The sequence below is a fragment of the Bradyrhizobium sp. JR4.3 genome, from assembly GCF_040547695.1.
In the GTDB taxonomy this organism is placed as follows: domain Bacteria; phylum Pseudomonadota; class Alphaproteobacteria; order Rhizobiales; family Xanthobacteraceae; genus Bradyrhizobium; species Bradyrhizobium canariense.
Map to the genome: position 1 here is coordinate 271,849 of NZ_JBEPQF010000006.1, position 25,469 is coordinate 297,317.

Here is a 25,469-nt window from a genome sequence, read left to right on the forward strand (position 1 = left end):
ACGCGAAGCCGGGTGAGGGGTATCCCTCCACGAGCTCCGCTGTCGATGGAGACCCCTCATCCGGCGCCGTAGCCAACGCTACGCGTTGGCGTTTTAACTGGGAACGGCGGCCGTTGGCCGCCTATGCCACCTTCTCCCACGAGGGGAGAAGGAAGAAGAAGCAGGAACTGCACTCATGGCAATCAGGTTCGACGGACGCGTCGCCATCGTCACCGGCGCGGGCAATGGTCTCGGCAAGGCGCATGCGCTGGGATTGGCGAGCCGCGGCGCCAAAGTCGTGGTCAACGATTTCGGCGGCGCGCGCGATGGCAGCGGCGGCTCGCTGTCGCCGGCGGAAGCCGTGGTCGAGGAGATCCGTAAAGCGGGCGGCATCGCCATGGCCGACGGCGCCGACGTCTCCAATTTCGAGCAGGTCACCGCGATGGTTGAGCGCGCCACCAAGGAGTGGGGCAGCGTCGACCTCTTGTGTGCCAATGCCGGCATTTTGCGCGACAAGTCGTTCGGCAAGATGGAAGCGGCCGATTTCCAGAAGGTGCTCGACGTGCACCTCGTCGGCACCTTTTATTGCTGCAAGGCGGCCTGGGCCGGCATGCGCGATCGCAACTATGGCCGCATCGTCCTGACGACGTCGTCCTCCGGCCTCTACGGCAATTTCGGCCAGGCCAATTACGGTGCGGCCAAGTCCGGCATGGTCGGCCTGATGAACGTGCTGGCGGAAGAGGGCCGCAAGACCGACATCCGTGTCAACATCATCTCGCCGACGGCGGCAACCCGCATGACGGAAGAGCTGCTGCCGCCGCAGGCGCTGCAGTTGATGAAGCCGAACGCGATCACGCCCGCGGTCGAGTACATGCTGAGCGAGGACGCGCCGACCCGCACCATCATGGGCGCCGGCGCCGGCTCGTTCGCGGTAATCAAGATCGTCGAGAGCGAAGGCATCAACCTGCCGGAATCCGAGTGGACCCCGGACGCGGTCGCGGCGCATTTCGCCGAGATCAGCGACATGTCGAAGGCGAAGGCGCTGCAGGGGGCTTTCGAGCAGACGCAGAAATATGTGGCGCAAGCCGCTGCGCGTGCCGGGGTAAAACTCTGACAGCCGTCGCCGTCATCGGCGCCGGCCCTGCCGGGCTGATAGCGGCCGAAGTGCTCGTGCAGGGTGGTGCTCGCGTCACCGTCTACGATTCGATGCCGTCCGCTGGCCGGAAATTCCTGATGGCCGGCCGCGGCGGGCTCAATCTCACCCACAGCGAACCGCTGCCGCAGTTCATCACGCGCTACCGCGAGGCGGCGCAGAGGTTGCAGGCTGCGATCGACGCGTTTCCGCCGGACGCGCTGCGCGCGTGGAGCGAGGCGCTGGGCGAGCCGACTTTTGTCGGCTCCAGCGGGCGTGTGTTTCCGAAAGCGTTCAAGGCGTCGCCCTTGCTGCGCGCCTGGCTGCGACGCCTCGATGCGGCCGGCGTCCGCTTTGCCTTTCGCCAGCGCTGGATGGGGTGGGATAGAGACGGACAACTGGTCTTTGACACACCCTGCGGCGGCGCCGCCATCGCCGCGGATGCCACGGTGCTGGCACTCGGCGGCGCAAGCTGGCCGCGACTAGGCTCCGATGGCGGCTGGACGACGATCCTCGCCGACAAAGGCGTTGCGATCTCGCCGCTGCGGCCGGCGAACTGCGGCTTCACCGTCGCCTGGTCCGAAATCTTCAGCACGCGCTTCGAAGGCCAACCGCTCAAGGCCATCGCGCTGTCCTTCGGCCCACAGCGCGCGCGCGGCGAGGCCATGATCACAACCGGCGGGATCGAAGGCGGGGCGATCTATGCGTTGTCGGCCGAACTGCGCGAGGCGATTGCGGCGAACGGCGAAGCGGTCCTGCACGTCGCGTTGCGGCCGGATGTCCATCATGGCGAACTCGTCCAGCGCCTGTCCGCCGCGCGCGGCAAGCAATCGTTCTCCAATTTCCTGCGCAAGGCTGCACAGCTGTCTCCGGTCGCGGTCGGGCTGTTGCAGGAAGCTGCCATCAGTGCTGGCCAGTCGTTGTCGGCGATGTCGGCTGAGCGATTGGTGGAGCTCATCAACGCCGTGCCGGTCAAGCTCACGGGCGTCGCGCCAATCGCGCGCGCGATCTCCAGCGCCGGCGGGATTTCCTTCGGTGAACTCGACTCGGAATTCATGATCCGCAAGCTGCCGGGCGTGTTCGCGGCCGGAGAGATGCTGGACTGGGAGGCGCCGACGGGTGGCTATTTGCTCCAGGCCTCGTTCGCGACGGGGGCTGCGGCGGGTAGGGGTGTGTTGCGACGGCTCGCCCAACTGTCGTCCTGACCATCCGCATCATGACGTCCCGGTCCGGGTTGCGAGATCCGTGAGGAGGCCGAGCACGCCGAAGCTTGCCGCCACTGCGCAGACCATCGTCCAGCCGCCAAAACTCCAGGCCAGCGATGCCGCCGCCGCGCCGACGCCACCGCCAATGAAGAACAGCGCGACGAACAGGCCGTTCATGCGACCGCGGGCCTCGGGGCGCAACAGGTTGATGGCGCGACGGCCCAACGTCTGGTCGGTGGTGATGCCGACGTCGAGCAGGATCGTGCCGAGGCTCAGGACCAGCAGACCGGTGATCTGGGATTCAAGCACGCTCGCCCAGGTACAGAGCGCAAGCGACCCGATGATGAGCAGATGGGCGGCAAAGAACATCGGCCGCGCCCGGCCCCTGTCGCCCCAGCGGCCGGCCATCGGTGTCGCCGCGGCGCCCGCCACGCCGATCAGTGCGAAGGCGGCAACTCCCTTGGCGTCGAGGTCGAACGGCGCCTCCGGCAGCCGCAGCGCGACCGCCGACCAGAACGCCGTGAAGGAAGCCATGACCAGCGATGCGGTCCAGGCCCGCACGCGGAGCACGGGCTCTTCGCGGAGCAGTCTTGGAAAGGACAGGAGCAAGTCGGCGTAGCTCGCGCGTCCCGTCGGTTGAAGGGTTGGAAGGTAGCGGGCGAGCGCGCAGGCAAGCAGGGTCATCAGAATGGCCGAGACGACATAGTAGGCGCGCCAGCTCCAGAGATCGGCGATCAGGCTCGCCGCAGGTCGCGACAACAGGATGCCGATCATCAATCCGCCCATCACCTCGCCGATGGCCTGGCCGCGGCGATCCGGCGCCACCATCGATGCGACAAGCGGAACCATCATCTGGATCGCCGCGCAGCAGGCGCCCAGGATGAAGGTGGCGAGCAGCAGGAGCGCGGGCGTCGGCGCGAGCGCCGTCGCAAGAGCGGCAAGGATGGCGCAGCCAAGCGTGCGGAGGATGACAAGCCGGTTCTCGACCAGATCGACCAGAGGCACGAGCAGCAGCAGGCCGAGTGCGTAGCCGAGCAAGGTCAGCGTGCTGATCAGGCCCGCCTGCCACGCGGGCATGGACATTGACCGGCCGATCAGGCCGAGCAGGATCTGCGGCGCGAACAGATTGGTGACGACGACACCGGCGGTGATTGCGCCGAGCCAGATCAGGGGCCGCTCGGCGAGTTGGTTTCGGGAGGCAGGCCTGGTGGCTTCGGAGGTAGTCATGGGACCTCGCAGCTGTGGCGCGAGACCCTTTAAGCGGAGTGGTCAATATGCTACAATTCAAATAAGCCGATAAAGAATATGCGGGTTTGTTATGAATACCCATGACCTCGTCGCTTTCGTCGCCGTCGTCGAGACCGGATCGATTGTCGCAGCTTCGGCGCGTCTCAATCTCACCCAGCCTGGCGTGACCCGACGTATCCAGAATCTCGAGGAGATGCTGGGGGCGCAGCTTCTGGATCGGCTCTCGAAGCCCCTGAAGCCGACGGCGGCGGGCCATGAAGCCTACGAGCAGGGCAGGCGCCTGCTCAGGATGCTGGACGACCTCAAGTCGGGCGTGGCCAACGACGGAATGGTTCGCGGCGAGTTCAGGCTCGGTCTGACGCCGTTTCTCTCGGAGGCGGGCCTGACCGCACCACTCGATGCGGTGCGCGCCGAATTTCCCGCGCTGGCGGTGCGGGTGGTCTCCGGTTGGTCGCCGAACCAGCTCGAGCGTGTCTGCCGCAACGAGCTCGATGCAGCCGCGATTTGTCTCCCCGACGGTGCAGTGCCGCCCGCCGATCTCGCGGCCGACGATCTCGGCGCGCAGCCCGTCGTCTTCGTCGTCGCACGAGAGATGAAGATCCCGCGCACCGTCGACCTGGAACGGCTGTCCCAACTGTCGTGGGTAATCAACCAGGATGGCTGTGGATTTCGCGATACGCTGAAGCGAAAATTCGATGCCTCGCATCTGCCGTTCAACATCGCGGTCGAGGCGCTGGATAGTGAGCTTCGCCTGTCGCTGGTGTCGCGTGGTCTCGGCGTCGGGCTGGTCACCCCGATCGCCCTGAAACGCAGCGCATTTCGCGACAAGCTCAAGCCGGTCGCTGCGCGCGACTTCAAACCCGCGGTGCGCGCATGGGTGGTGCATCGCGCCCCCGCCGGTCGGCTGGAGCGGCCGATCAAACTCTTCCGCGATGGATTGGTCCGGGAACTCCAGGCACTGATCGGGGGCTAGCTACCTCAGCTTCCCCCGTGCCGCCACCGGCAGCGTGCCGATGATCTCCTCGCCGCGCACCATCACCACTTCGTCCATCATGTTGACGACGACGCAGACATGATTTGGCACGACCCGCACGATGTCGCCGACATTCGGCCGGGTGTTGCTGCGGGAGAGGTCGAGGAAGCCGTGCTCCTCGGCGAAGCGTGCGATCTTGGCTTCGGGGTGCTCCAGGATGAGGCCGTGGCCGTCGAGGCCGCCGGTGTCCGTCGTCAGAGTCTTCGAGCCGGCGTCGAGGATGCCGCGCTCAGGCGCGGCGCGGCTGACCACGGTCGAATAGATGTGCAGCGCGCAGTCGTCCCAGGTGGCGACGCCGGCCGCGACCTGCATGCGGTCGTTGTAGATGTAGGTGCCGAAGCGATGCTCGGTGCCGCCCTTGAGCTTGCCGAGGTTCTTCAGGTTCGGCGTCCCGCCGGTCGAGACGATTTTTGCATCCAGCCCGTGTGCGCGCACGCCGGCCAGAGCTTCGTCATAGAATTTTTGTGCGTCGGCCCAGCCGGTCTCGGTCGGATACATCATGAAGCCGGCGAATTGCAGTCCCTTGGATGCGGCAATCTCCTGCGCCAGGGCAATCGCCTCGGCGGGCGTCTCGACGCCGGCGCGCTTGCGGCCGGTATCGCATTCGACCACGACCGACAGCGGTCGGCCTGAGGCCGCAGCGGCCTTGGGCAGGCCGGCAACGACGGTCGAATTGTCCGCGGCGACCGTCATGTTGGCCTTCGCCTGCAGCGCCCCTAACCGCGCCATCTTTTCTTCGCCGAGCAAATTGTAGCTGATCAGGATGTCGTCGATCCCGGCATTGACCATGATCTCGGCTTCACCGAGCTTCTGGCAGGTGATGCCCTTCGCGCCGGCCGCGATCTGCATCCTCGCGATCGTGGGGTTCTTGTGCGTCTTGATGTGGGGACGGTTGGCAACTCCGGCGTCGTCGCAGGCCTTCTGGATCCGCGCGATGTTGCGCTCGACCTTGTCCATGTCGATGACGGCGCAGGGCGTGCCGTATTCGCGGGCGATCTTGGCGGCAAGGGTCGTTGTCATGGAAGTCTCTGAGTTGGCGCGCATCCCGTTTGCAAAAGCGGTGCCCACTTTTGCGAAATGCACGCTAGGCCTGTTCAATCTCTTCGCGCCGCACTTCGAGCTCCAGCCATTTGTCCTCGGCCTCGGCCAGTTCCTTTTGCGCCTTCGTCAGAGCGTCGGAGGCCTGATCGAAGCGCTTGCGATCCTTCCGGAACAGATCGGGGTCGTCAAGGAAGCGCTGCTGTTTGGCGATCTCGGCCTGCAGCTTGGCGATGGTCTTGGGCAACGTCTCCAGCGCGTGTTGCTCGTTGAAGGTCAACCGTCGCTTCGCGACGCCGGAAGGCGCGACGGTTCGCTGCTCTCTCGTCTCTTCGACGGCCTTCGCTGTCGCGCGCTTCACGTCAGCGCCGCGCTGGGCGAGCATGTCGGTATAGCCGCCGGCATATTCGAGCCAGCGTCCGTTGCCCTCGGGCACGATCACAGACGTCACCACGCGGTCGAGAAAATCGCGATCATGGCTGATCAGAATCACGGTGCCCTCGTAGTCGCTGAGCATTTCCTCGAGAACGTCGAGGGTCTCCAGGTCGAGGTCGTTGGTCGGCTCGTCCAGCACCAGGAGGTTCGAGGGCTTCGCCAGGGCGCGCGCCAGCATCAGCCGGCCGCGTTCACCGCCCGACAGCACCTCCAGCGGCGTGCGCATCTGTTCCTGGGCGAACAGGAAGTCCTTCATGTAGCTGACGACATGCTTCGGCTTGCCGCCGACCATGACATGGTCGCCGCGGCCGCCGGTGAGCGCCTCGGCCAGCGTCGTCTTCGGATCGAGACTTTCCCGATGCTGGTCGAGCGTGGCCATCTCGATGTTGGCACCGAGCCGTATGCTGCCGCTGTCCGGTACGCTGCCGCCGGTCAGCATCTCGATCAGCGTGGTCTTGCCGGCGCCGTTCGGGCCGACGATGCCGATGCGATCGCCGCGCTGGACGCGGATCGAGAAGCCGTCGACGATCTTTCGCTCGCCATAGGACCGGCTGATATTCTTGGCCTCGATGACGAGCTTGCCGGATTTGTCGGCTTCGGCAGCCGCGAGGTTGGCGTTGCCCGTCGCGCCGCGATGGGTGCGGCGCTGGTCGCGCAGCGCGTGCAGGTTCCCCAGCCGCTTGACGTTGCGCTTGCGACGGCCCGAGACGCCGTACCGCAACCAGTGCTCCTCGTTGACGATCTTGCGGTCGAGCTTGTGCTGGTCGCGCTCTTCCTCCGCGAGCACCTCGTCGCGCCAGGCCTCGAAGGCGCTGAAGCCGCGGTCGATCTGCCGGATTTGGCCGCGGTCGAGCCAGGCGGTGCTGCGCGAGAGATTGCCCAGGAAGCGCCGATCATGGCTGATGATCACCAGCGCGCAGCGGCGGCTCTCCAGTTCGCTCTCCAGCCATTCGATGGTCGGAAGATCCAGATGGTTGGTCGGCTCGTCCAGCAGCAGGATATCGGGCGAGGGCGCCAGCACGCGCGCCAGCGCGGCGCGGCGCGCTTCGCCGCCGGAGACATGCGCCGGATCTTCTTCACCGCTGAGACCGAGCTGCTCGACCAGATAGCGCGCCTGATAATGGTCGTCGCCGGCATTGAGGCCTGCCTCGACATAGGCCAGCGTGGTGGAGAAACCGGAAAAATCCGGCTCCTGCGGCAGGTAGCGAATGGTGGCGCCGGGTTGCACGAAACGGCTGCCGCCATCCGGTTCGACCAGGCCGGCGGCGATCTTGAGCAGCGTCGATTTGCCGGAACCGTTGCGGCCGATCAGGCAGACGCGCTCGCCGGTCGAAACCGACAGTTCGACGCCCGCCAGGAGCGGCGTGCCGCCGAAGGTCAGCTTGATATCGCGCAGTTGAATCAGCGGTGGCGCCATGCGGTGTCTCAGTCCTGTCTTGTTGCGGCCTGGTCGGCGCGGCGGCGCTGAATGCGGCGGATGGTCTGGTCGAGCGTCGACAGAAACGTCGAGCGGTCGCGCGGTGAATACGACTTCGGACCGCCGGTAACTTCGCCGGCCGAGCGCAAATCGGTCATCAGGTTGCGGACGGCGAGCGTCATCCCGATCGACTCCTCGGTGAACGCCTTGCCGTTGGATGCGATCACATCGGCGCCGGCCTTCACGCAGCGGCTCGCGAGCGGAATATCCGAGGTGATGACGATATCGCCGGGCCCGGCGCGTTCGGCGATCCAGTCATCGGCTGCGTCCATGCCGGACCCCGCGGCGACCCGCTCGATCAGCGGATCCTGGGGCACGCGGATGAAATTGCCCGCGACCACGCTCACGGGCAGGCCGTGTCTGCCGGCGACGCGATAGATCTCGTCCTTCACCGGACAGGCGTCGGCGTCGACATAGATGCGGGTGGTGTTTTGAGGGTTCGTCATTGTCCGTAGATGAGGCTTGCGAAGCGGTTCCGCAGCAGCCGCGTGGTACCCCATTCGGCCCGCAAAGGCGAGGGGATTGACCCCGGTTCCTCAGGGCCTACGATCGGCCCGAAACGACAAGAAATTGGGGAAAGCCAAGCCATGCCGAACCGGCTCGAGACCTATCGTGTCGAGGCCTACAACACGGCCAAACAGTCCGAAAACAAGATGCATGACGACAATGTGGCGCGCCGCTTCGGGTTTTCCGGCGGGCTGGTCCCCGGCGTCGACGTCTTCGCCTACATGATGCATGTGCCGGTGGCGCGCTGGGGCCGCGATTTCCTCTCGCGCGGGCTGATCGAGGCGCGTTTCATCAAGCCGATCTATGACGGCGAGACCGCCGAAATCGATGCGACTGAGCACAACGGCCTGCTCACCATCGAGGTGTTCAGCCGCACCGAGCTCTGCGCGACGGGGACGGCGTCGCTGCCGGCGATTGCGACTGCGGTGTCGTTGAGCGACTATGTCGCAGTCCCAGCAGTCGCGGAGCGCAAGCCGGTCAGCCCGGCAACATTCGAGACCGGCAAATGGCTCGGTACGACGCCGCGCCGCTGGGCCGGGCAGGATGCCGCCGACTATCTCGCCGACATCCGTGAGGCCGATCCGATCTTCGCGCGCGAGGGGCTCGGCCACCCCGGCCTGATCCAGCGCGTCATGAACCGCGTGCTGGTGGACAACACGATCCTTGGCCCGTGGATCCATGTCGGCAGCCGCATGCAATTGCTGTCAGCCGCACGCGCCGGTGATGAGATCACCGCGCGGGCCAAAGTCACCGGGAACTACGAGAAGAAAGGCCATCGCTTCGTAGAGCTCGACGCGCTGGTGGTCGCCAACGGCACGACGCCGCTGGCGCACTGCCAGCACACCGCGATCTACCAGCCGCGCGAGCAGGCGGCGGCGTAGGCACGGGGTAAGGGCACAGCGCGTCCTCACGCGCGCTGTCATTCCACGCGAAGGCGGGGAATCCAGTACGCTGAGGCATCTCCGTATCCCACGACCGTCTCTGGAATACTGGATCGTCCGCCCCAGTGCGCAAGTGCGCACAAGGCGGACGATGACAGCGGTGTTTCTGGCGACGCCCGCTACGCCGCTTTCCCCTTCGCGTCCTGGATCGCGCGCCACACACGCTCCGGCGTCAGCGGCATGTCGATGTGCTTGATGCCGTAGTCGGAGAGCGCGTCGATCACTGCGTTCACGACCGTGGACAGGCTGCCGGCGCAGCCGGCTTCGCCGCAGCCCTTGCTGCCGAGCGGATTGGTCGTGGCCGGCACCGGGTGGTCGCCGACCGTCATGTTCGGAGCGTCCTCGGCGCGCGGCAGTGCGTAGTCCATCAGCGAGCCCGTGATCGGCTGGCCGTTCTCGTCGTAGCGGACGTGCTCCATCAGCGCCTGGCCGATGCCCTGGACCACGCCGCCATGGAGCTGGCCCGCGACCAGCAGCGGGTTGATCACCGTTCCGAAATCGTTGACCGCGCTGTAGCGCACGATCTGCACCACGCCGGTCTCGGGGTCGATCTCGACCTCGGCGACATGGCAGCCGTTCGGGAAGGCCGACGGCACCGGTTCGCTGGTGTGATCGACGTCGAGGCTGTCGGGCACCCCCTCAGGCATCTTGCTGTCATGCAGGCGTTTGGCGAGCTCCATGATGTCGATGCTGCGATCCGTGCCGGCGATCGTGAAACTGCCGCCTTCGAATTCGATGTCGGCTTCGGATGCCTCCAGCATGTGCGCGGCGGCGCGCTTGCCCTTTTCAATCACGAGCTTGGCGGCGCCCACGATCGCCATGCCGGTCGCGGTGATCGAGCGCGAGCCGCCGGTGCCATTGCCGGTGTGCACGATGTCGCTGTCGCCCTGCACCAGCTTGACGCTGTCGAAGGGGACGCCGAGCTGCTCGCACAGCACCTGCGCGAACGGCGTGGCGTGGCCCTGACCGTAATCGAGCGTACCGGTGATGAGCTGCACCGAGCCATCGGGATCGAACACGATCTTGCCGAGCTCGACGCCGGGAGGTGCGGTCACCTCCAGATAGGAACCGACAGCGATGCCACGCAGCTTGCCGGACTTCTTGCTCTCCTTCTTGCGCTTGGCAAAGTTCTCGTGGTCGGAGATTTCGAGCGCCTTGTTGAAGACAGCCTGGAAGTCGCCGCTGTCATAGGTGACACCGGAGGACGCGGCGAAGGGCATCTGGTTCTGCTTGATGAAGTTGCGCTTGCGCATCGTCAGGCGGTTGATGCCCATCTCGTCGGCGGCGCGGTCGATCAACCGTTCCATGTAGTAGTTGGCCTCGGGCCGTCCGGCGCCGCGATAGGCGCCCATCAGCGTGGTGTTCGTCAGCACCGTCTTGATATCGACGGCCATCAGCGGCGTGCGATAAACGCTGGAAAAGTTCTTGCTGGTGTTGAGCGAGAGCGGACTGGGAGCAACGCCAGTGATGTAGGCTCCGAGATTGCCGTAGCCCGAGAGCTTGGCGGCGAGGAAATGCCCCTCGGCGTCCAGCGCGAGCTCGGCGTGAATCTTCTGCGCACGGCCGTGGCTGTCGGACAAGAAGCTGGACGAGCGTTCGTCCAGCCATTTCACCGGCCGCCCCAATTCCTTGGCCGCGTAAAGGATGCACATGTACTCGGGATAGTTGACGTTCTTCATGCCGAAGGACCCGCCGACATTGGCGGTGAGGATGCGCACCTTTTCGTTCGGCACCTTCAGGTTCTTGGCGAGGTTGGCGCGGTTGCCGGCGACGCCCTGCGTCGGCATCTGGATGGTGTAACGCTCGGTCTTCTTGTCGTAGGAGGCAAGGCCGACGCGCGGCTCCATCGAGACCACGGCGACACGGGTGTTTTCGATGTCGACCTTGGTCACGTGAGCGGCGCTGGCGAAGGCCGCATTGACCTTCTCGATGTCGCCATAGTGGTAGTCGAGCGCGACATTGTTCGGGATGTGGTCGTAGAGTTGCGGCGCGCCGGGTTTTGCGGCTTGCTCGGGATCGGTCACCGCCGGCAACGGCTCGATGTCGAGCTCGACCGCCTCGGCCGCGTCGCGCGCCTGGGCCAGCGTCTCCGCCACCACGAAGGCGACGGGATCGCCGACGAAACGGACCTTGTCGGTTGCGAGCGGCTGCCGGTTGGTCTGGAGCAGGGGCGAGCCGTCGCGGCTCTTCAGCGGCAGGCCGCAGGTGAAGGGGCCGTAGCCGGCCGCATCGAGGTCTTTGCCGGTCCAGACCCCCAGCACGCCCGGTATCGCCCTGGCTGCGTCGACGTTGATGCCGCGAATGACGCCGTGGGCATGGGTCGAGCGGACGATCACGGCATAGGCCTGGCCGGGCAGGTTGAAATCGTCGGTGTAGCGGCCCTTGCCGCGCACCAGCGTATCGTCCTCCTTGCGGCGGACCGGCTGCCCGACACCATATTTTTGCAGTGCAATAGCGTTTTCGAGCGTGGAGGATTTGGTGTGTTCTTGCATGGAATTGACCTGAAAAGCCGGCAATTGCGCGGTTTTGGGGGGCGCCTGGGGGCCGGACCCCTCAAAAATAACCCACCGGCCCGTTCACGACAACGCACGAATGGGCATGGTCCCATGTGATGCGTTGTTGCGCAGGATTGGCGCGCTGCTAATGTTTCAGGCGAAAAAGCAATTCCAGCTCGGCCTAACCGGCCGCGGAAAGACAGTTTGTATGAATGACCACACGCGGCTCCGCGACGGCCTTGCGCCGCACGGTGAGCTGGGGTCGATGGCGGCGGCGTTCGCCACTGAACCGGCCGTCGGCGCGCAAGCGCCGGGAACCGGCGTCTACGCGGCGCTCGACCTCGGCACCAACAATTGCAGGCTCCTGATCGCCTGTCCGACCCACGACGGCTTTCGCGTGGTCGATTCCTTCTCGCGCATCATCCGGCTCGGCGAGGGCGTCTCGGCAACCGGGTGCATCAGCGAGGCCGCGATCGAGCGCGCCATCGTGGCGCTCGGCATCTGCCGCGACAAGATCAACCTGCGCAAGGCGCGGCGGCTGCGGCTGATCGCCACCGAAGCCTGCCGCGCCGCCTCGAATGCCGAAGGCTTTCGCAGCCGCGTCGCGGCCGAGACCGGGATCGAGCTCGAGGTGATCGACCGCGAGACCGAGGCGGCGCTCGCCGTGCTGGGCTGCTCGCCGCTGGTCGATCCCAGGGGGCGCGGCGCGATCCTGTTCGACATCGGCGGCGGTTCGACCGAGCTGGTGCGGATCGAGCGCGACGCCGCAAATCCGGAGCCGCGCATCAAAGCCTGGATGTCGATCCCATTCGGCGTGGTCACGCTTGCCGAGCAGTTCGGCGGACGCGACGTGACGCCGGAGATCTACGCCGCGATGGAGCGCGAGGTCGCCCATCACATCAGGCCGTTCGCCGAACAGCATGGCGGCGATCTCGCCGACATGCATCTGCTCGGCACCTCAGGCACGGTGACGACGCTCGCCGGCATCCATCTCAACCTCGCGCGCTACGACCGCCGCCGCATCGACAGCGTCTGGATGAACGATACCGACGTCACCGCGACCATCAACAAGCTGCTCGGCATGAGTTACGAGGAGCGCGCCGCGAACAGCTGCATCAGCGTCGAGCGTGCTGATCTCGTGCTGGCCGGCTGCGCCATCCTCGACGCGATCCGCCGCGCCTTTCCGCTGCCGCGCCTGCGCGTCGCCGACCGGGGCCTCCGCGAAGGCATGCTGGTCGAGATGATGCGCGAAGACGGCGCGCTCAGGAGCTGGTGAGATGGCCAAGGACACCACCGGCCGCTTGCACGTCCAGGTCAAGACCCACGGCAAGCGAAAATTGTCGTCGAAGCTCTGGCTGGAGCGGCAGCTCAACGACCCCTATGTGGTGAAGGCGAAGGCGCTGGGCTATCGCTCGCGCGCCGCTTTCAAGCTTCTGGAGATCGATGACAAATACCGGCTGCTGAAGCACGGCATGGCGGTGGTCGATCTCGGTGCCGCGCCGGGCGGCTGGAGCCAGATCGCCGCCAAGCGCGTCGGCTCGGTCGACGGCAAGGGCAAGGTCATTGCGATCGACCTGCTGGAAATCCCCGAGATTGCCGGGGTCGAGTTCGCGCAGCTCGACTTCATGGACAATGACGCGCCGGACAAGCTCAAGGCGATGCTCGACGGTGGCGCCGACATCGTGATGTCCGACATGGCTGCCAACACCACCGGTCACCGCAAGACCGACCAGCTTCGCATCGTCGGCCTGATCGAGACCGCCGCCGCGTTTGCCTGCGATGTGCTGAAGCCGGGCGGGACCTTTCTGGCGAAGGCGTTCCAGAGCGGCGCCGACGCCGAGCTGCTCGCCCAGCTCAAGCGCGATTTCGCAACAGTGCGTCATGTGAAGCCCGCCGCGAGCCGTGCGGATTCCTCGGAGCGCTACGTGCTGGCGACGGGATTTCGGGGCGGGGCGACGGAATAGCAACAAACTCCGTCATTGCGAGGAGCTCTTGCGACGAAGCAATCCAGACTGTCTCCGCGGAGGGATTCTGGATTGCTTCGCTTCGCTCGCAATGACGAGATAGGCTACCCCAGCCGCTGATCCCGCACGTCCTGCGTATCCTCGGTCGCCGCCTTGACGGCCGCCTTGGCCGCGCCCTTGCCGGCACCCTTGCGGCTCGCGATCTCCACGGCCTTGCGGCCGGAGACTTCGTGACCGGCATCGGCGGGCATCTGCCAGAAGAACCAGCTCGACGCCGCCGAGGTGAGCGCGACCACGACGAAGGCCGGCGCAAACACGGTGGCATTGAGCTCGCTGGCGTGGCTGAGCCACATCGTCGTCTCGACGGACGCAGCGCCGACGGCGACGCCGGCCGAGACCGCGAGCTGCTGATTGACGCTGACGAGCGTGGTGGCGCGGCTCATCTGCGCCTGCTCGACCTCGGCATAGGCAACCGTGTTGATCGCGGTGAACTCGAGCGAACGGAAGAAGCCGCCGACCACCAGGATGATCATGATGATCAGCAGCGGCGTCGTCACGGTGAAGAGGGCGCAGGCGGCGAGAAAGACGGCACTGATGATCGCGTTCACCGTCATCAGGTTGCGGAAGCCGAAGGCGCGGATGATGCGTGCGGCCAGCGCCTTCATGCCCATGGCGCCGAGCGAGGAGCCAAACGTGACGAGGCCGGACTTGAACGGCGAGAGGCCGAAGCCGATCTGCATCAGCAGCGGCAACAGGAACGGCAGCGCGCCGATGCCGAGCCGGAACATGAATCCGCCGAGAACGGCGGCGCGTAGCGTCGGCAGCCTCAGCAGCGTGAAGTCCAGCACCGGCGACCCCGTTCGCCGCGCGTGAAGGACATACAGTGTCATCGAGATTGATCCGCCGACGACCAGGGCGGCAACTGTGCTCCATGGCAGCAGATTGAGTCCGGCAACCGACAGCCCGAAGGCGATGCCGGCGAGCCCGAGGCCCGCGAGCACCATGCCGTAGAGGTCGAACGGCTCTCGTTCCTCGCTTTTGATGGGATCGATGAAGCGCAAGGCCATGAAGATGCCGAGCAACCCGATCGGGATGTTGATCAGGAAGATCCAGTGCCAGGACGCATAGGTCGTGATGAAGCCGCCGAGCGGCGGCCCGATCACGGGGCCGATCAGGGCAGGAACCGTCACCCACGCCATGGCATTGACCAGCGCGCTCTTATCGACCGACCGCAACAGCACGAGGCGCCCGACCGGCGTCATCATCGCCCCGCCCATGCCTTGCAGGATGCGCGCGAACACGAAATCGGTGACCGATGTCGAGAGCGCGCAGCCGACCGAGCCGACCATGAATACGCCGACGGCAATCGCAAACACCATGCGCGCGCCGAACCGGTCGGCGGTCCAGCCGCTCGCCGGGATGAACACCGCAAGCGACAGCAGATAGGAGGTGATCGCGAGCTTGAGCGTCAATGGGCTGGTGCCGATGTCGGCTGCGATCGCGGGCAGCGACGTGGCGATCACCGTCGAGTCCATGTTCTCCATGAAGAGAGCAGTGGCCACGATCAGCGGAATGACGCGTTGCTTGTCGACCATAACGGATTGGTAATGGAAATCGGAAGGAAGGGCGAGAATTGCGGCTTATCACCGGCACTGGGCCGCGACCATTGCGGATCGACGCATAGCACCTAAATCCTGCGTGACCCGAGGTGAGTGCGCCCGCGCCGGAGACCGTGATGATCGGCCGGCACGGGGACGCCGTTCGCCAGTACGAGGCGCCGCGAGGCTATCCCCCGCTGAATTTGCCTAAAAAGCCTGTGCATGGCTGGCCGGCGGTCCGATTTGCTTTGATTCGTCGTCCACCCGTGCTATCGACCCGCGTCAACCCCACCGATGGGCTCCGATTCTCCGGCGTTGCCGCAAGGTACGCCGAGGGCGGCGCTCATCCATAGCTATTTGCGGCAGGGCCGCGGAAGGAGTTGGCACATGGCCACCGTGCAACAAGGCATTCGCGAAGCCCTCACGTTCGACGACGTGCTGCTGAAGCCGGGCCTGTCGGACGTCATGCCGGGGGAGGTCGACATCCGCTCTCGCGTCACCCGCGCCATTCCGCTCAACATCCCGATCATGGCCTCCGCCATGGACACGGTCACCGAAGCCCGCATGGCGATCGCCATGGCGCAGGCCGGCGGCATCGGCGTCATCCACCGCAATTTCGATCCCGAAGGGCAGGCCGCCCAGGTGCGGCAGGTCAAGCGCTACGAGTCGGGCATGGTGGTGAACCCGCTCACCATCAGCCCCGACGCCACGCTGGACGACGCGCTCAAGCTGATGAGCGATCACGGTATCTCCGGCATTCCCGTCGTCACCGGTGCCGGCAAGTCCACGCCGGGCAAGCTGGTCGGCATCCTCACCAACCGCGACGTCCGCTTCGCCACCGACCGCCAGCAAAAAATCTCCGAGCTGATGACGCATGAAGGACTCGTCACGGTGCGCGAGAATGTCAGCCAGGACGAGGCACGGCGGATGCTGCATCAGCACCGCATCGAGAAGCTGCTCGTGGTCGACGAGCAGTATCGCTGCGTCGGTCTGGTCACCGTGAAGGACATGGAGAAGGCGGTCGCCCATCCGCTGGCCTGCAAGGACGCGCAGGGCCGCCTGCGCGTCGCCGCCGCCACCACGGTCGGTGATAGCGGCTTCGAGCGCACCGAGCGGCTGATCGATGCGGGCGTCGATCTCGTCGTGGTCGACACCGCGCACGGTCATTCCCGTCACGTGCTCCATGCGGTCAACCGCATCAAGCGCCTGTCCAATTCCGTGCAGGTCGTTGCCGGCAACGTCGCGACCTCGGAGGGTGCGCAGGCGCTGATCGATGCTGGCGCGGACTGCATCAAGGTCGGCATCGGCCCGGGCTCGATCTGCACCACGCGCATCGTCGCCGGCGTCGGTGTGCCCCAGCTCACCGCGATCATGGATGCGGTGGAAGCGGCGAAGAAGTCCGACATCCCCGTGATCGCCGACGGCGGCATCAAGTTCTCCGGCGACCTTGCCAAGGCGCTTGCTGCCGGTGCCGACATCGCGATGGTCGGCTCGTTGCTCGCCGGCACCGATGAGACGCCCGGTGAGGTGTTCTTGTGGCAGGGCCGCTCCTATAAGGCCTATCGCGGCATGGGTTCGGTCGGCGCGATGGCGCGCGGCTCGGCCGACCGCTACTTCCAGCAGGACATCAAGGACACGCTCAAGCTCGTGCCCGAAGGCATAGAAGGCCAGGTGCCTTACAAGGGCCCGGTCGGCAACGTCATGCACCAGCTCGCCGGCGGCCTGCGCGCCGCGATGGGCTATGTCGGTGCAAAGGACATGAAGGATCTGCACGACAAGGCCCAGTTCGTCCGCATCACCGGCGCGGGCCTGCGCGAAAGCCACGTCCACGACGTCACCATTACGCGCGAGGCGCCGAACTATCCGGGCGGGGGTTAGGCGCTCCACATTCCGCTGTCATGCCCCGGCTTGACCGGGGCATCCAGTACGCCGCGGCCTCTCGGCTCAACCACGACCGCCTCTGGAATACTGGATTGCCCGATCAAGTCGGGCGATGACAGCGAGGGCGCGGTTGGTGTGTACCAATCTCCATTTGCGGCGCTGTCCTGCAACTACGCTCCGTCGCTTTTGTATTGACGTGCTCCGCTCCCTCCGCTTCCGTTCGCGCCGAAGCATAATCAGGAGGAAGCCAACATGTCCCAAGGCAAACGCATCGTTCTCGCGGCACGTCCGGTCGGCGAGCCAAAGCCGTCCGATTTCCGCATCGAGGAATTCGCTGTACCGACGCCCGCCGCAGGCGAAGTCCTGCTGCGCACGATCTGGCTCTCGCTCGATCCCTATATGCGCGGGCGCATGAGCGACGGTCCGTCCTACGCGACCCCGGTGCCGGTCGGCGGCGTGATGGAAGCCGGTACGGTCTGCGAGGTCGCAGCCTCCAACAATCCGAACTTCGCCAAGGGCGACATCGTACTCTCGCGCGCGGGCTGGCAGACGCACGCGATCTCCGACGGCAAGGGGCTGAACAAGATCGACCCGAAGCTCGCGCCGATCTCGACGGCCGTCGGCGTGCTCGGCATGCCCGGCATGACCGCCTACACGGGCCTGCTCGATATCGGCAAGCCGCAAGCAGGCGAGACCGTCGTCGTCGCCGGTGCCTCCGGTGCGGTCGGTTCGGCCGTGGGACAGATCGCGAAGATCAAGGGCGCACGCGCGGTTGGAATCGCCGGCGGCAAGGACAAATGTGATTTCGTCGTGAAGGAGCTCGGCTTCGACGCCTGCATCGATCACCGCGATCCCGATCTCGCGGCGAAGCTGAAGGACGCCTGCCCGAAAGGCATCGACGTCTATTTCGAGAATGTCGGCGGCGCCGTGTTCGAGGCGGTCTTCCCGCTGCTCAATGCGTTTGCGCGCGTACCCGTCTGCGGCCTCATCGCCCACTACAACGACACTGAAGCGAAGCCGCCGAAATGGGCCGCCAGCATGATGCGCGCGACGCTGACCAAGCGGCTGACCTTCCGCGGCTTCATCGTCTCCGACTTCGCCTCCCGCCATGGCGACTTCCTGCGCGACATGTCCGGCTGGGTCCGCGAGGGCAAGGTCAAGTACAAGGAGTTCGTCACCGAGGGCCTGGAGAGCGCGCCTGAGGCCTTCATGGGCCTTCTGAAGGGGGCCAATTTCGGCAAGCAGCTGGTGCGGGTCGGGCCGGATAGGGCTTGATCTGCCGCTCTCGGCCCCCTCTGGGGCCGGGTATGGTTAACAAAGAGTGACCGATCGGCCACACCCGCCCGTAAAAGCCGCAGGTGTGACCGTCGGTTCATTGACGGGCAGGCGAAGGCATTGAATCATTGCGCATATTTCAGGTGCGATGATGTTAGAGCTTGTTGTTTTCTGCGTAATCCTTGTGGCCGCCGGTTATTGGGCGACGATGTTTGTGATGGGGCGTCGCGACGACGTCATCCATGGCAAGTTCGTTCATACCGAGGACGTGTTCGCGCAATCCGCGATGCCCACACCCACGCCGCCATTCCCCAAGCGCCCGGTCAAAGCTGCGCGGCCTGCCAATGTTCAGCCCGCCAATACCGGGGCCAAACCGGTGAACAGCGACGCGCTGCAGTCCTTGCTTGCCGCGATCCAGCAGGATCTCAAGAGCGTCGCTTGAGCAGCCATGGGAAGCGCTAATGCGCACCGCCCATCTGGGCGAGCAGCTCCTCGATATCGATATCGACCTGGCCGGCGGCCCTGACGTGGCGAACCTCGAAGCCGTCGGGCTGGAAGCGGTACTCCACGAGCCCGACCTCCTTGATCGCGATCCGGTCCTGGCACGCATCGTTGATCTTGAAGCCGGCTGACGGCGCCCAGACGTGGCGGGTGTGGCGCCAGGTGAAGTCGCGCCGCTGGTGCACGTGACCGCTGGCGATGAGGCGCAGGTCGACATGTGCAAACATCTCGATCAGCCGCGCGCGGGCCGGCTGCGGCACGTAGCGGATCGACGTCTCCGGCGTCTCGGGGTCGTCGGGCCCGTTGAGAAATACCGGCTTGTGTACGAACAGCGCCACCGGCTTGCCGTTCGTGCGCGAAACTTCCGAGGCAAGCCAATCGAACTGCTCGGCCTCGAAGGCGAGCCCTGAATTCATCACCAGCGAGTTCAGGCCGATGAAGCACCAGCCCGCGGCCTCGAACGACCAATGGTCCTCGCCGATGATCTCGCGGAATTGCTGACGATGCGCTTCCGCGACGGGCGGCTTCGGCGCAGGGCCGATCGCGGTCGGATTGTCGCCGATGTCGTGATTGCCGGGGATGTAGCGGCATGCGACGGGCAGGGCATCGTGCAGGGCCTTGGCGAATTCGACATCGTCGCGGCTGGTCGGCCCGTCGAACGAGACGTCGCCGGTGTTGACAACGAGATCGGGCCTGTCGGTGTCGATATGCTCGCTGAGCGCCTGGAAGTTGGCGATCAGGCCAGGGAAGCGCCGGCCAAGATGGGTGTCGGAGATCTGCGTCAGGCGAAATTCGGACATGGATCGATCATAGGCCATGCCCGACGTCGGAACGATGACGGCGCACCCACACTCAGCGATCGAACAATGTTTAAAGCACGCGATAGCGGATCGTGTAGGCGTCCTGCGGCGCAACCCAGCCTGCCAGCGGCGTGGCGATGCGGTCGGCGAGGTGCCAAGGACCGAACTGAGGACCGAACTGAGCGCCAGACTGTTCGGAGCGATGCGGCTCGGCCGGCAGGCGAAGGCGGAATTCGAAGGTGCCCTTGCCGGGCAGGTTCACGACCAGCACGCGGTCCGCGGTGCGGTGGTTGAGCGGCGCCGCGCCGCGCAGCACGGAGCGGCCATCACCGAGCTCCTGCACGCCCTCGACCAGTGCCAGCGTCTGGTTGCGGTCGGTATGCAGCTCGATCTGGGTGTCGGTCGCCGCCGCCAAGGTCTCCCTGGGCATGCGGATCTCGAACTCGACCGCGGGTTTCGAGGGATTGAGGCCGAGATAGGCCAACGCGGCATGGCGCATGTCGTAGGCGGCAAAGGCGAACAGGGCGAGGGCGGCGAGCGCAGCGAGACCATGCCTGAGGACATCTCGCCAGGTCCGATAGCTCGTTCGGAAGTAGACCGTCATCGCCAGCGCCACCGCAAGCGCCGTCGCGATGCCGGCCAGCGCCGATATCAGGATGCCGAACTGGCCGTCGGCGGACTCGGTCAAAGCGCCGGTCAGGCTGGCGATCAGGCTGAAGAGGGTGTTCATGGCGGTCTCTCGCCTTGCGCGCCCCGAGGGGCAAAATCGCTTTAACTGTCGACGGTTGGTCGCCTCATCGGGAACGCCGGTTCAACTCGTTGATTGTCAGGACCAGCGGTGACGGCTAATGGACGCTAGCTGTGGCTTCCGCCCGATGGGAATTCCCGGGAAATTCCGATGTCCGTTCAAATGGTTTTGCTGCCGGTCTTCGTGCAGGTCGGTCTCACCTTCGCGCTCCTGATCGCCATGGCGATGGGACGCCGGCGCGCGCTCGTCTCCGGCGAGACCAAGAGCCGCGACATTGCGCTCGGCGAGCCCAACTGGCCCAAGGGCGCCACACAAATCGCCAATTGCTACCGCAACCAGTTCGAGCTGCCGGTGCTGTTCTACGCCCTGATCGCGCTGGCGCTCCCGTTGCGCCATGCCGATCTGTTCATCGTGCTGATGTCCTGGGTGTTCGTGGTGACGCGCTTCGCCCATGCCGGAATTTTCGTCTCCTCCAACAATCTCGGCCGCCGCTCCACGATCTGGCTCGCCGGCGTGCTTGTCCTGCTCGCGATGTGGATCTACTTCGCGTTGAAAATGCTGTTGCTGATCTAGGCGCTACTCGCCGATCCTGATCTGAAAGATTCCAATGACTCCCGCTGCCCGGCTGTCCGCAGCCATCGAACTGATCGACACCATCGAGAAAGACCGCGTGCCTGCGGCCAAGGCGCTGAAGGAGTGGGGCACCGCGCACCGCTTCGCCGGCTCCGGCGACCGCGCCGCCATTGCCGGCCTCGTCTGGGACGTGCTGCGCCGCTACGCCTCGAGCGCCTACCTGATGGATTCGGACACCGCGCGGTCGCGGCTGATCGGCATGCTTCGCCTCGAGCGCAACATGGATACGGCCACGATGGCTGCGCTGTTCGACGGCAACCGCTTTGCCCCGGCGCCGTTGACCGAGGCCGAGCAGGCCGCGCTCGCCTCGCGGTCGCTGGAAGGTGCCCCGGCCGCGATCGCCGGCGACTATCCGGAATGGCTGGATCCGTACTTGGCAAAAGCCTTCGGCGACGAGCGTGTCGCGGAGGCGGCCGCGATGGCGAGCCGGGCGCCGCTCGACCTGCGCGTCAACACGCTAAAATCCAATCGCGACAAGGTGCTGGGGGCGCTTGCTCATCTTCATGCGAAACCGACGCAGTGGTCCGCAACCGGCCTGCGCATCGAGCTTTCGGCCGATGCGCGCAACCCCGGTATCCAGGCCGAAGAGGATTTCATCAAGGGCGCCATCGAAGTGCAGGATGAGGGGTCGCAGCTTGCGGCTGCCTTGACCGCGGCAAAACCCGGCGAGCAGGTGATTGATCTCTGTGCGGGGGCCGGCGGCAAGACGTTGGCGCTCGCCGCGATGATGCAGGGCAAGGGCCGGCTGATCGCGACCGACAGCGACAAGCGGCAGCTTGCGCCGATCCACGACCGCCTGTCCCGCGCCGGCGTCCACAATGCCGATGTGCGCACGCCCAAGGGCGACGCCGATCCGCTGGCCGAGATCAGCGCCACCGCCGACCTCGTCGTGATCGACGCGCCCTGCACGGGAACCGGAACCTGGCGCCGCAACCCCGATGCCAAATGGCGCATGCGCCCGGGCGCGCTGGAGATTCGCTTGCGGGACCAGACCGAGGTGCTCGAGCGCGCGGTTCCGCTGGTCAAGGTCGGCGGCCGCATCGCCTACATCACCTGCTCGGTGCTTTCGGAGGAGAACGGCGAGCAGGTGAGGGCGTTCACTGGCCGCCATCCTGAGTTCGCGGTGGTGCCGCCGGAGCAGACCGCGAGCGTGCTCTGGGACAAGGCGGAGGAGTTTGCGCAAGCCGCGCTGCAATCGCCGGAAGGCTGGCTGATGACGCCGCGGCGGACCGGGACGGACGGGTTCTTCGTCTCGGTCTTGAAGAAGGCATAGCCCACCCCGTCACCGCGGGTTGCGGCGGCCCCCAAAACAAAAACCCCGCAAACCGGAACCCGGTCGCGGGGTTTTCTAACTTGGCGTTCTGCCGGTACGTCCGTGGTCAGAACGGTGCGCTGGCGTTAGCCGACGCGGAGATTGTCAGCCGAGGACTTGCCGCTGCGACGATCGGCGACGATGTCGAACGAGACCTTCTGGCCCTCATTGAGGGTCGACAGGCCGGCGCGCTCGACGGCGCTGATGTGCACGAACACGTCCTTGTCGCCGTCATCCGGCTGAATGAAACCAAAACCCTTTTGATTGTTGAACCACTTCACGGTGCCCATAGCCATGGGAATTTCCTTTGCTTAAGAAGTTAACACGCGGACCGGTACGCACTATTGCGCCCATAGTCCTGATCAGTCGATGTTGGAGAAATCATCTGAAGCGTGCGCGCCCGTCAGCAACGAAGCGAAGCGGCCCAGTCGTTCGGCCAAGTATCGATGATCACAATATAGCGAGATTTTGGGGCCACTTCAAGGCACCACCCGTCGCTCGGAATGTCGCCGCATTTTGCTATTTTGCGGTGCAAATTAACCCTTCCTGGGCGCTCAATCGACGATAAACAGCGTCGCCCCCGTCGCCGTCGAGGACCGGTGCGCGGCGTCGCCGAAATCCGAGACCTGGTAGCTCATCCCCGCCGTGAGCTTGAATTTGCGGCCGTCGCGCAGCTCGCTGTCGAGCTCGCCCTGCAGCACGTAGAGCACGTGGCCGCGGTCGCACCAATGGTCGGCGAGATAGCCCGGCGAATATTCGACCATCCGCACCCGGAGATCGCCGATATTGAGGGTGCGCCATTGCGCTTGCCCGGTTTCGCCGGGATGGACGGTCGGCTCGACCTTGCTCCAGTCGGTGACGGTGAAGTGGGCGGTGGGGAGCTTCATGGGGGGAATCCTGCGTCAGAGCCGGCAGCGCTGTTGTTAGCGTACGTTCGTCTAGCAGTCTCCGTCATTGCTGCGCCCGCACTACCGCGCTTGGGGCGTGCTCGCGCCTGACACGTGCTGTCATCGTCCGCGAAGGCGGGCGATCCAGTATTCCAGAGGCCGCACTAATTGAATCGACAGGCCGCAGCGTACTGGATTCCCCGCCTTCGCGGGGAATGACAGCGGTGGGTGAGCGTCAGCCCACCAAATGATTCGCCGCTCCCTGCACGATCTTTCCGGCCGCATTCACCCGCAGATATTCGCAGATCCGCTTTCCCCGCTCGTTGTCGTAGAGCACCACCACGCTGTCGGGGCTGACGAACAATTCGATCAGCGAGAAATGCAGGTCCGGCAACAGGGCGAGCGCCTTGCCCCAATAGGCGCGCAACGAATCCTTGCCGCGCACGGTGCCGCTTTCGTCGAATCCCATCGCGGGGATGCGGTCCGAGGTCATCACGACGTCCTCGGCATAGAGCGTGAGCACGCGCTCGAGATCGCGCGCGTTCCAGGCCTCGACCCAGGTGCGGCCGAGCGCGGCGAGATTCGACGGCTGATGATGGTGTGGCATGACGTTCTCCCTGATCGGCCCTTGGTGAGTGGCGGGCCATTAGGTCAATAATACTTACCTATATCGATTTGTCCATGCCCAAAGAAGAATGTGGGCGCGCGGCCCGCCCGGTTGCGGGAAAAGCTCCCGTCGCGTATCTGCTTGCCATGACAGCAGCACAGACCGACCGCTCCGCGTCGACGCCCTCCGTGGCCTCGGCGCATGACAAGATTCTCATCGTCGACTTCGGCAGCCAGGTGACGCAGCTGATCGCGCGTCGCGTGCGCGAGGACGGCGTCTATTGCGAAATCGTCCCGTTCAACAAGGCCGAACAAGCCTTCAACGAGATGACGCCGAAGGCGGTGATTCTCTCCGGCGGCCCTGAATCGGTGCATGAGGCGGGCTCGCCCCGGGCCCCGCAAGCGATCTTCGATTCCGGCGTGCCGGTGATGGGCATCTGCTACGGCCAGATGGCCATGGCGGAGCAGCTCGGGGGCACGGTCGAGGGCGGCCATCACCGCGAATTCGGCCGCGCCGACGTCGAGGTGAAGGCGCCGAGCAAGCTGTTCGAGGACGTCTGGTCGGCAGGCGGCAAGAACCAGGTCTGGATGAGCCATGGCGACCGCATCACCAAGATGCCGCCGGGCTTCTCGGTGGCCGGCACCTCGCCGAACGCGCCGTTCGCGATCATCCAGGACGAGACGCGCAAATATTACGGCCTGATGTTCCACCCCGAAGTGGTGCACACGCCCGACGGCGCAAAACTGATCCGCAATTTCGTCCGCAAGATCGCGGGTCTCTCCGGCGACTGGACCATGCGCGCCTTCCGCGAGGAGGAGATCGCCAAGATCCGCGCCCAGGTCGGCAAGGGCAGGGTGCTCTGCGGCCTGTCCGGCGGAGTCGATTCCGCGGTCGCGGCCGTGCTGATCCACGAAGCGATCGGCGAGCAGCTCACTTGCGTGTTCGTCGATCACGGCATGCTGCGCCTCGACGAGGCCAAGACGGTGGTCGATTTGTTCCGCCACCACTACAACATCCCGCTCGTGCACGTGGATGCCTCGAAGCAGTTTTTGGGCGAGCTCGAAGGCGTCACCGACCCCGAGACCAAGCGCAAGACCATCGGCCGCCTCTTCATCGAGGTGTTCGAGGCGGAGGCCAAGAAAATCGGCGGCGCCGACTTCCTCGCGCAAGGCACGCTCTACCCTGATGTGATCGAGAGCGTCTCCTTCACCGGCGGTCCCTCGGTGACGATCAAGTCGCACCACAATGTCGGCGGTCTCCCCGAGCGCATGAACATGAAGCTCGTCGAGCCGCTGCGCGAGCTGTTCAAGGACGAGGTGCGCAAGCTCGGCCGCGAGCTCGGCCTGCCCGAAATCTTCGTCGGCCGCCACCCGTTCCCGGGCCCCGGCCTCGCCATCCGCTGCCCTGGCGAGATCACCCGCGACAAGCTCGAGATCCTGCGCAAGGCGGACGCGGTCTACATCGACCAGATCAGGAAGCACGGTCTCTACGACGACATCTGGCAGGCCTTTGCCGTGCTGCTTCCTGTGAAGACCGTGGGCGTCATGGGCGACGGCCGCACCTACGACTTCGTCGTCGGCCTGCGCGCCGTCACCTCCACCGACGGCATGACCGCGGACTTCTACCAGTTCGACATGAAGTTCCTCGGCGAGACCGCCACGCGCATCATCAACGAGGTGAAGGGCGTGAATAGGGTGGTGTACGACGTGACGAGCAAGCCGCCTGGGACGATCGAGTGGGAGTAGGGCGGCCGGGTGCAATCGCTCATCCTGG

General features: G+C 65.4%; 23 protein-coding genes. 12 read left to right on the plus strand and 11 right to left on the minus strand.

Annotated elements, in window-relative coordinates; translation table 11 throughout:
• Positions 1 to 175: 175 nt before the first annotated feature.
• Both ABIB91_RS13215 and ABIB91_RS13220 read left to right on the plus strand, forming a co-directional pair.
• Complete coding sequence (locus tag ABIB91_RS13215; protein ID WP_219683312.1) at positions 176 to 1,093, plus strand: SDR family NAD(P)-dependent oxidoreductase; 918 nt, start codon at positions 176 to 178, stop codon at positions 1,091 to 1,093.
• Positions 1,090 to 2,316, plus strand: coding sequence for a BaiN/RdsA family NAD(P)/FAD-dependent oxidoreductase (locus ABIB91_RS13220; protein WP_354161539.1), 1,227 nt, complete (start codon positions 1,090 to 1,092; stop codon positions 2,314 to 2,316). Before ABIB91_RS13215 ends, ABIB91_RS13220 begins: the two co-directional genes overlap by 4 nt.
• 9 nt (positions 2,317 to 2,325) lie before the next feature.
• On the opposite strand, the gene ABIB91_RS13225 is transcribed toward ABIB91_RS13220, so the two are convergent.
• Positions 2,326 to 3,543 (minus strand): MFS transporter, encoded by a 1,218-nt coding sequence (locus ABIB91_RS13225; RefSeq protein WP_354161451.1) that lies wholly within the window; start codon positions 3,541 to 3,543, stop codon positions 2,326 to 2,328.
• Between the two features lie 91 nt (positions 3,544 to 3,634).
• On the opposite strand from ABIB91_RS13225, the gene ABIB91_RS13230 reads away from it, so the two are divergent.
• Positions 3,635 to 4,537, plus strand: coding sequence for a LysR family transcriptional regulator (locus ABIB91_RS13230; protein WP_007592243.1), 903 nt, complete (start codon positions 3,635 to 3,637; stop codon positions 4,535 to 4,537).
• On the opposite strand, the gene ABIB91_RS13235 is transcribed toward ABIB91_RS13230, so the two are convergent.
• The 3 genes from ABIB91_RS13235 to ABIB91_RS13245 all read right to left on the minus strand — a co-directional run bounded on the left by ABIB91_RS13235 (position 4,538) and on the right by ABIB91_RS13245 (position 7,993).
• Positions 4,538 to 5,617 (minus strand): alanine racemase, encoded by a 1,080-nt coding sequence (locus ABIB91_RS13235; RefSeq protein ID WP_354161455.1) that lies wholly within the window; start codon positions 5,615 to 5,617, stop codon positions 4,538 to 4,540.
• A 64-nt stretch (positions 5,618 to 5,681) separates the two neighbouring features.
• The gene (locus ABIB91_RS13240; RefSeq protein ID WP_354161459.1) at positions 5,682 to 7,487 is read right to left on the minus strand and encodes an ABC-F family ATP-binding cassette domain-containing protein; all 1,806 of its coding nucleotides are present in this window, start codon (positions 7,485 to 7,487) and stop codon (positions 5,682 to 5,684) included.
• Positions 7,488 to 7,495: 8 nt separating this feature from the next.
• The gene (locus ABIB91_RS13245) at positions 7,496 to 7,993 is read right to left on the minus strand and encodes a YaiI/YqxD family protein (protein ID WP_007592237.1); all 498 of its coding nucleotides are present in this window, start codon (positions 7,991 to 7,993) and stop codon (positions 7,496 to 7,498) included.
• Positions 7,994 to 8,134: 141 nt separating this feature from the next.
• Between ABIB91_RS13245 and ABIB91_RS13250 the strand changes: the two genes are divergently transcribed.
• Positions 8,135 to 8,935 carry a hypothetical protein gene (locus ABIB91_RS13250; RefSeq protein ID WP_354161463.1) on the plus strand — a complete coding sequence of 267 codons (801 nt, stop codon included), beginning with the start codon at positions 8,135 to 8,137 and terminating at the stop codon, positions 8,933 to 8,935.
• 179 nt (positions 8,936 to 9,114) lie between these two features.
• Here ABIB91_RS13250 and ABIB91_RS13255 read toward each other — a convergent pair whose 3' ends face one another.
• Positions 9,115 to 11,487, minus strand: coding sequence for a xanthine dehydrogenase family protein molybdopterin-binding subunit (locus ABIB91_RS13255; RefSeq protein WP_354161466.1), 2,373 nt, complete (start codon positions 11,485 to 11,487; stop codon positions 9,115 to 9,117).
• A 211-nt stretch (positions 11,488 to 11,698) separates the two neighbouring features.
• Here ABIB91_RS13255 and ABIB91_RS13260 point away from each other — a divergent pair, with 211 nt between their 5' ends.
• Together ABIB91_RS13260 and ABIB91_RS13265 are read left to right on the plus strand one after the other, a co-directional pair.
• Positions 11,699 to 12,766 carry a Ppx/GppA phosphatase family protein gene (locus ABIB91_RS13260; protein WP_354161469.1) on the plus strand — a complete coding sequence of 356 codons (1,068 nt, stop codon included), beginning with the start codon at positions 11,699 to 11,701 and terminating at the stop codon, positions 12,764 to 12,766.
• A 1-nt stretch (position 12,767) separates the two neighbouring features.
• The gene (locus ABIB91_RS13265) at positions 12,768 to 13,454 is read left to right on the plus strand and encodes an RlmE family RNA methyltransferase (RefSeq protein WP_007592230.1); all 687 of its coding nucleotides are present in this window, start codon (positions 12,768 to 12,770) and stop codon (positions 13,452 to 13,454) included.
• 104 nt (positions 13,455 to 13,558) lie between these two features.
• Here ABIB91_RS13265 and ABIB91_RS13270 read toward each other — a convergent pair whose 3' ends face one another.
• Complete coding sequence (locus ABIB91_RS13270) at positions 13,559 to 15,049, minus strand: MFS transporter (protein ID WP_354161472.1); 1,491 nt, start codon at positions 15,047 to 15,049, stop codon at positions 13,559 to 13,561.
• Between the two features lie 390 nt (positions 15,050 to 15,439).
• Here ABIB91_RS13270 and guaB point away from each other — a divergent pair, with 390 nt between their 5' ends.
• The 3 genes from guaB to ABIB91_RS13285 all read left to right on the plus strand — a co-directional run bounded on the left by guaB (position 15,440) and on the right by ABIB91_RS13285 (position 18,650).
• Positions 15,440 to 16,930, plus strand: a complete 1,491-nt coding sequence (gene guaB / locus ABIB91_RS13275) for an IMP dehydrogenase (protein WP_007609139.1) — start codon at positions 15,440 to 15,442, stop codon at positions 16,928 to 16,930.
• Positions 16,931 to 17,185: 255 nt separating this feature from the next.
• On the plus strand, positions 17,186 to 18,208 hold the full coding sequence (gene curA, locus ABIB91_RS13280; RefSeq protein ID WP_354161477.1) for an NADPH-dependent curcumin/dihydrocurcumin reductase: 1,023 nt from the start codon (positions 17,186 to 17,188) through the stop codon (positions 18,206 to 18,208).
• A 151-nt stretch (positions 18,209 to 18,359) separates the two neighbouring features.
• Complete coding sequence (locus ABIB91_RS13285; RefSeq protein ID WP_354161479.1) at positions 18,360 to 18,650, plus strand: hypothetical protein; 291 nt, start codon at positions 18,360 to 18,362, stop codon at positions 18,648 to 18,650.
• Between the two features lie 16 nt (positions 18,651 to 18,666).
• On the opposite strand, the gene ABIB91_RS13290 is transcribed toward ABIB91_RS13285, so the two are convergent.
• Both ABIB91_RS13290 and ABIB91_RS13295 read right to left on the minus strand, forming a co-directional pair.
• Complete coding sequence (locus ABIB91_RS13290) at positions 18,667 to 19,509, minus strand: metallophosphoesterase family protein (protein ID WP_354161482.1); 843 nt, start codon at positions 19,507 to 19,509, stop codon at positions 18,667 to 18,669.
• 70 nt (positions 19,510 to 19,579) lie between these two features.
• Positions 19,580 to 20,239, minus strand: a complete 660-nt coding sequence (locus tag ABIB91_RS13295; RefSeq protein WP_354161485.1) for an acriflavin resistance protein — start codon at positions 20,237 to 20,239, stop codon at positions 19,580 to 19,582.
• A 168-nt stretch (positions 20,240 to 20,407) separates the two neighbouring features.
• Here ABIB91_RS13295 and ABIB91_RS13300 point away from each other — a divergent pair, with 168 nt between their 5' ends.
• Together ABIB91_RS13300 and ABIB91_RS13305 are read left to right on the plus strand one after the other, a co-directional pair.
• Positions 20,408 to 20,830 carry an MAPEG family protein gene (locus ABIB91_RS13300; protein WP_354161488.1) on the plus strand — a complete coding sequence of 141 codons (423 nt, stop codon included), beginning with the start codon at positions 20,408 to 20,410 and terminating at the stop codon, positions 20,828 to 20,830.
• 34 nt (positions 20,831 to 20,864) lie between these two features.
• The gene (locus ABIB91_RS13305; protein ID WP_354161491.1) at positions 20,865 to 22,163 is read left to right on the plus strand and encodes an RsmB/NOP family class I SAM-dependent RNA methyltransferase; all 1,299 of its coding nucleotides are present in this window, start codon (positions 20,865 to 20,867) and stop codon (positions 22,161 to 22,163) included.
• Positions 22,164 to 22,288: 125 nt separating this feature from the next.
• On the opposite strand, the gene ABIB91_RS13310 is transcribed toward ABIB91_RS13305, so the two are convergent.
• From ABIB91_RS13310 to ABIB91_RS13320, 3 genes are all read right to left on the minus strand, one after another.
• Positions 22,289 to 22,498, minus strand: a complete 210-nt coding sequence (locus ABIB91_RS13310) for a cold-shock protein (RefSeq protein ID WP_007592195.1) — start codon at positions 22,496 to 22,498, stop codon at positions 22,289 to 22,291.
• 258 nt (positions 22,499 to 22,756) lie between these two features.
• The gene (locus ABIB91_RS13315) at positions 22,757 to 23,089 is read right to left on the minus strand and encodes a DHCW motif cupin fold protein (RefSeq protein WP_354161495.1); all 333 of its coding nucleotides are present in this window, start codon (positions 23,087 to 23,089) and stop codon (positions 22,757 to 22,759) included.
• A gap of 235 nt (positions 23,090 to 23,324) precedes the next feature.
• Complete coding sequence (locus ABIB91_RS13320; protein ID WP_354161498.1) at positions 23,325 to 23,696, minus strand: nuclear transport factor 2 family protein; 372 nt, start codon at positions 23,694 to 23,696, stop codon at positions 23,325 to 23,327.
• Positions 23,697 to 23,842: 146 nt separating this feature from the next.
• Here ABIB91_RS13320 and guaA point away from each other — a divergent pair, with 146 nt between their 5' ends.
• Positions 23,843 to 25,441 (plus strand): glutamine-hydrolyzing GMP synthase, encoded by a 1,599-nt coding sequence (guaA, locus tag ABIB91_RS13325; RefSeq protein ID WP_502916972.1) that lies wholly within the window; start codon positions 23,843 to 23,845, stop codon positions 25,439 to 25,441.
• The last annotated feature ends 28 nt before the right edge of the window (positions 25,442 to 25,469 follow it).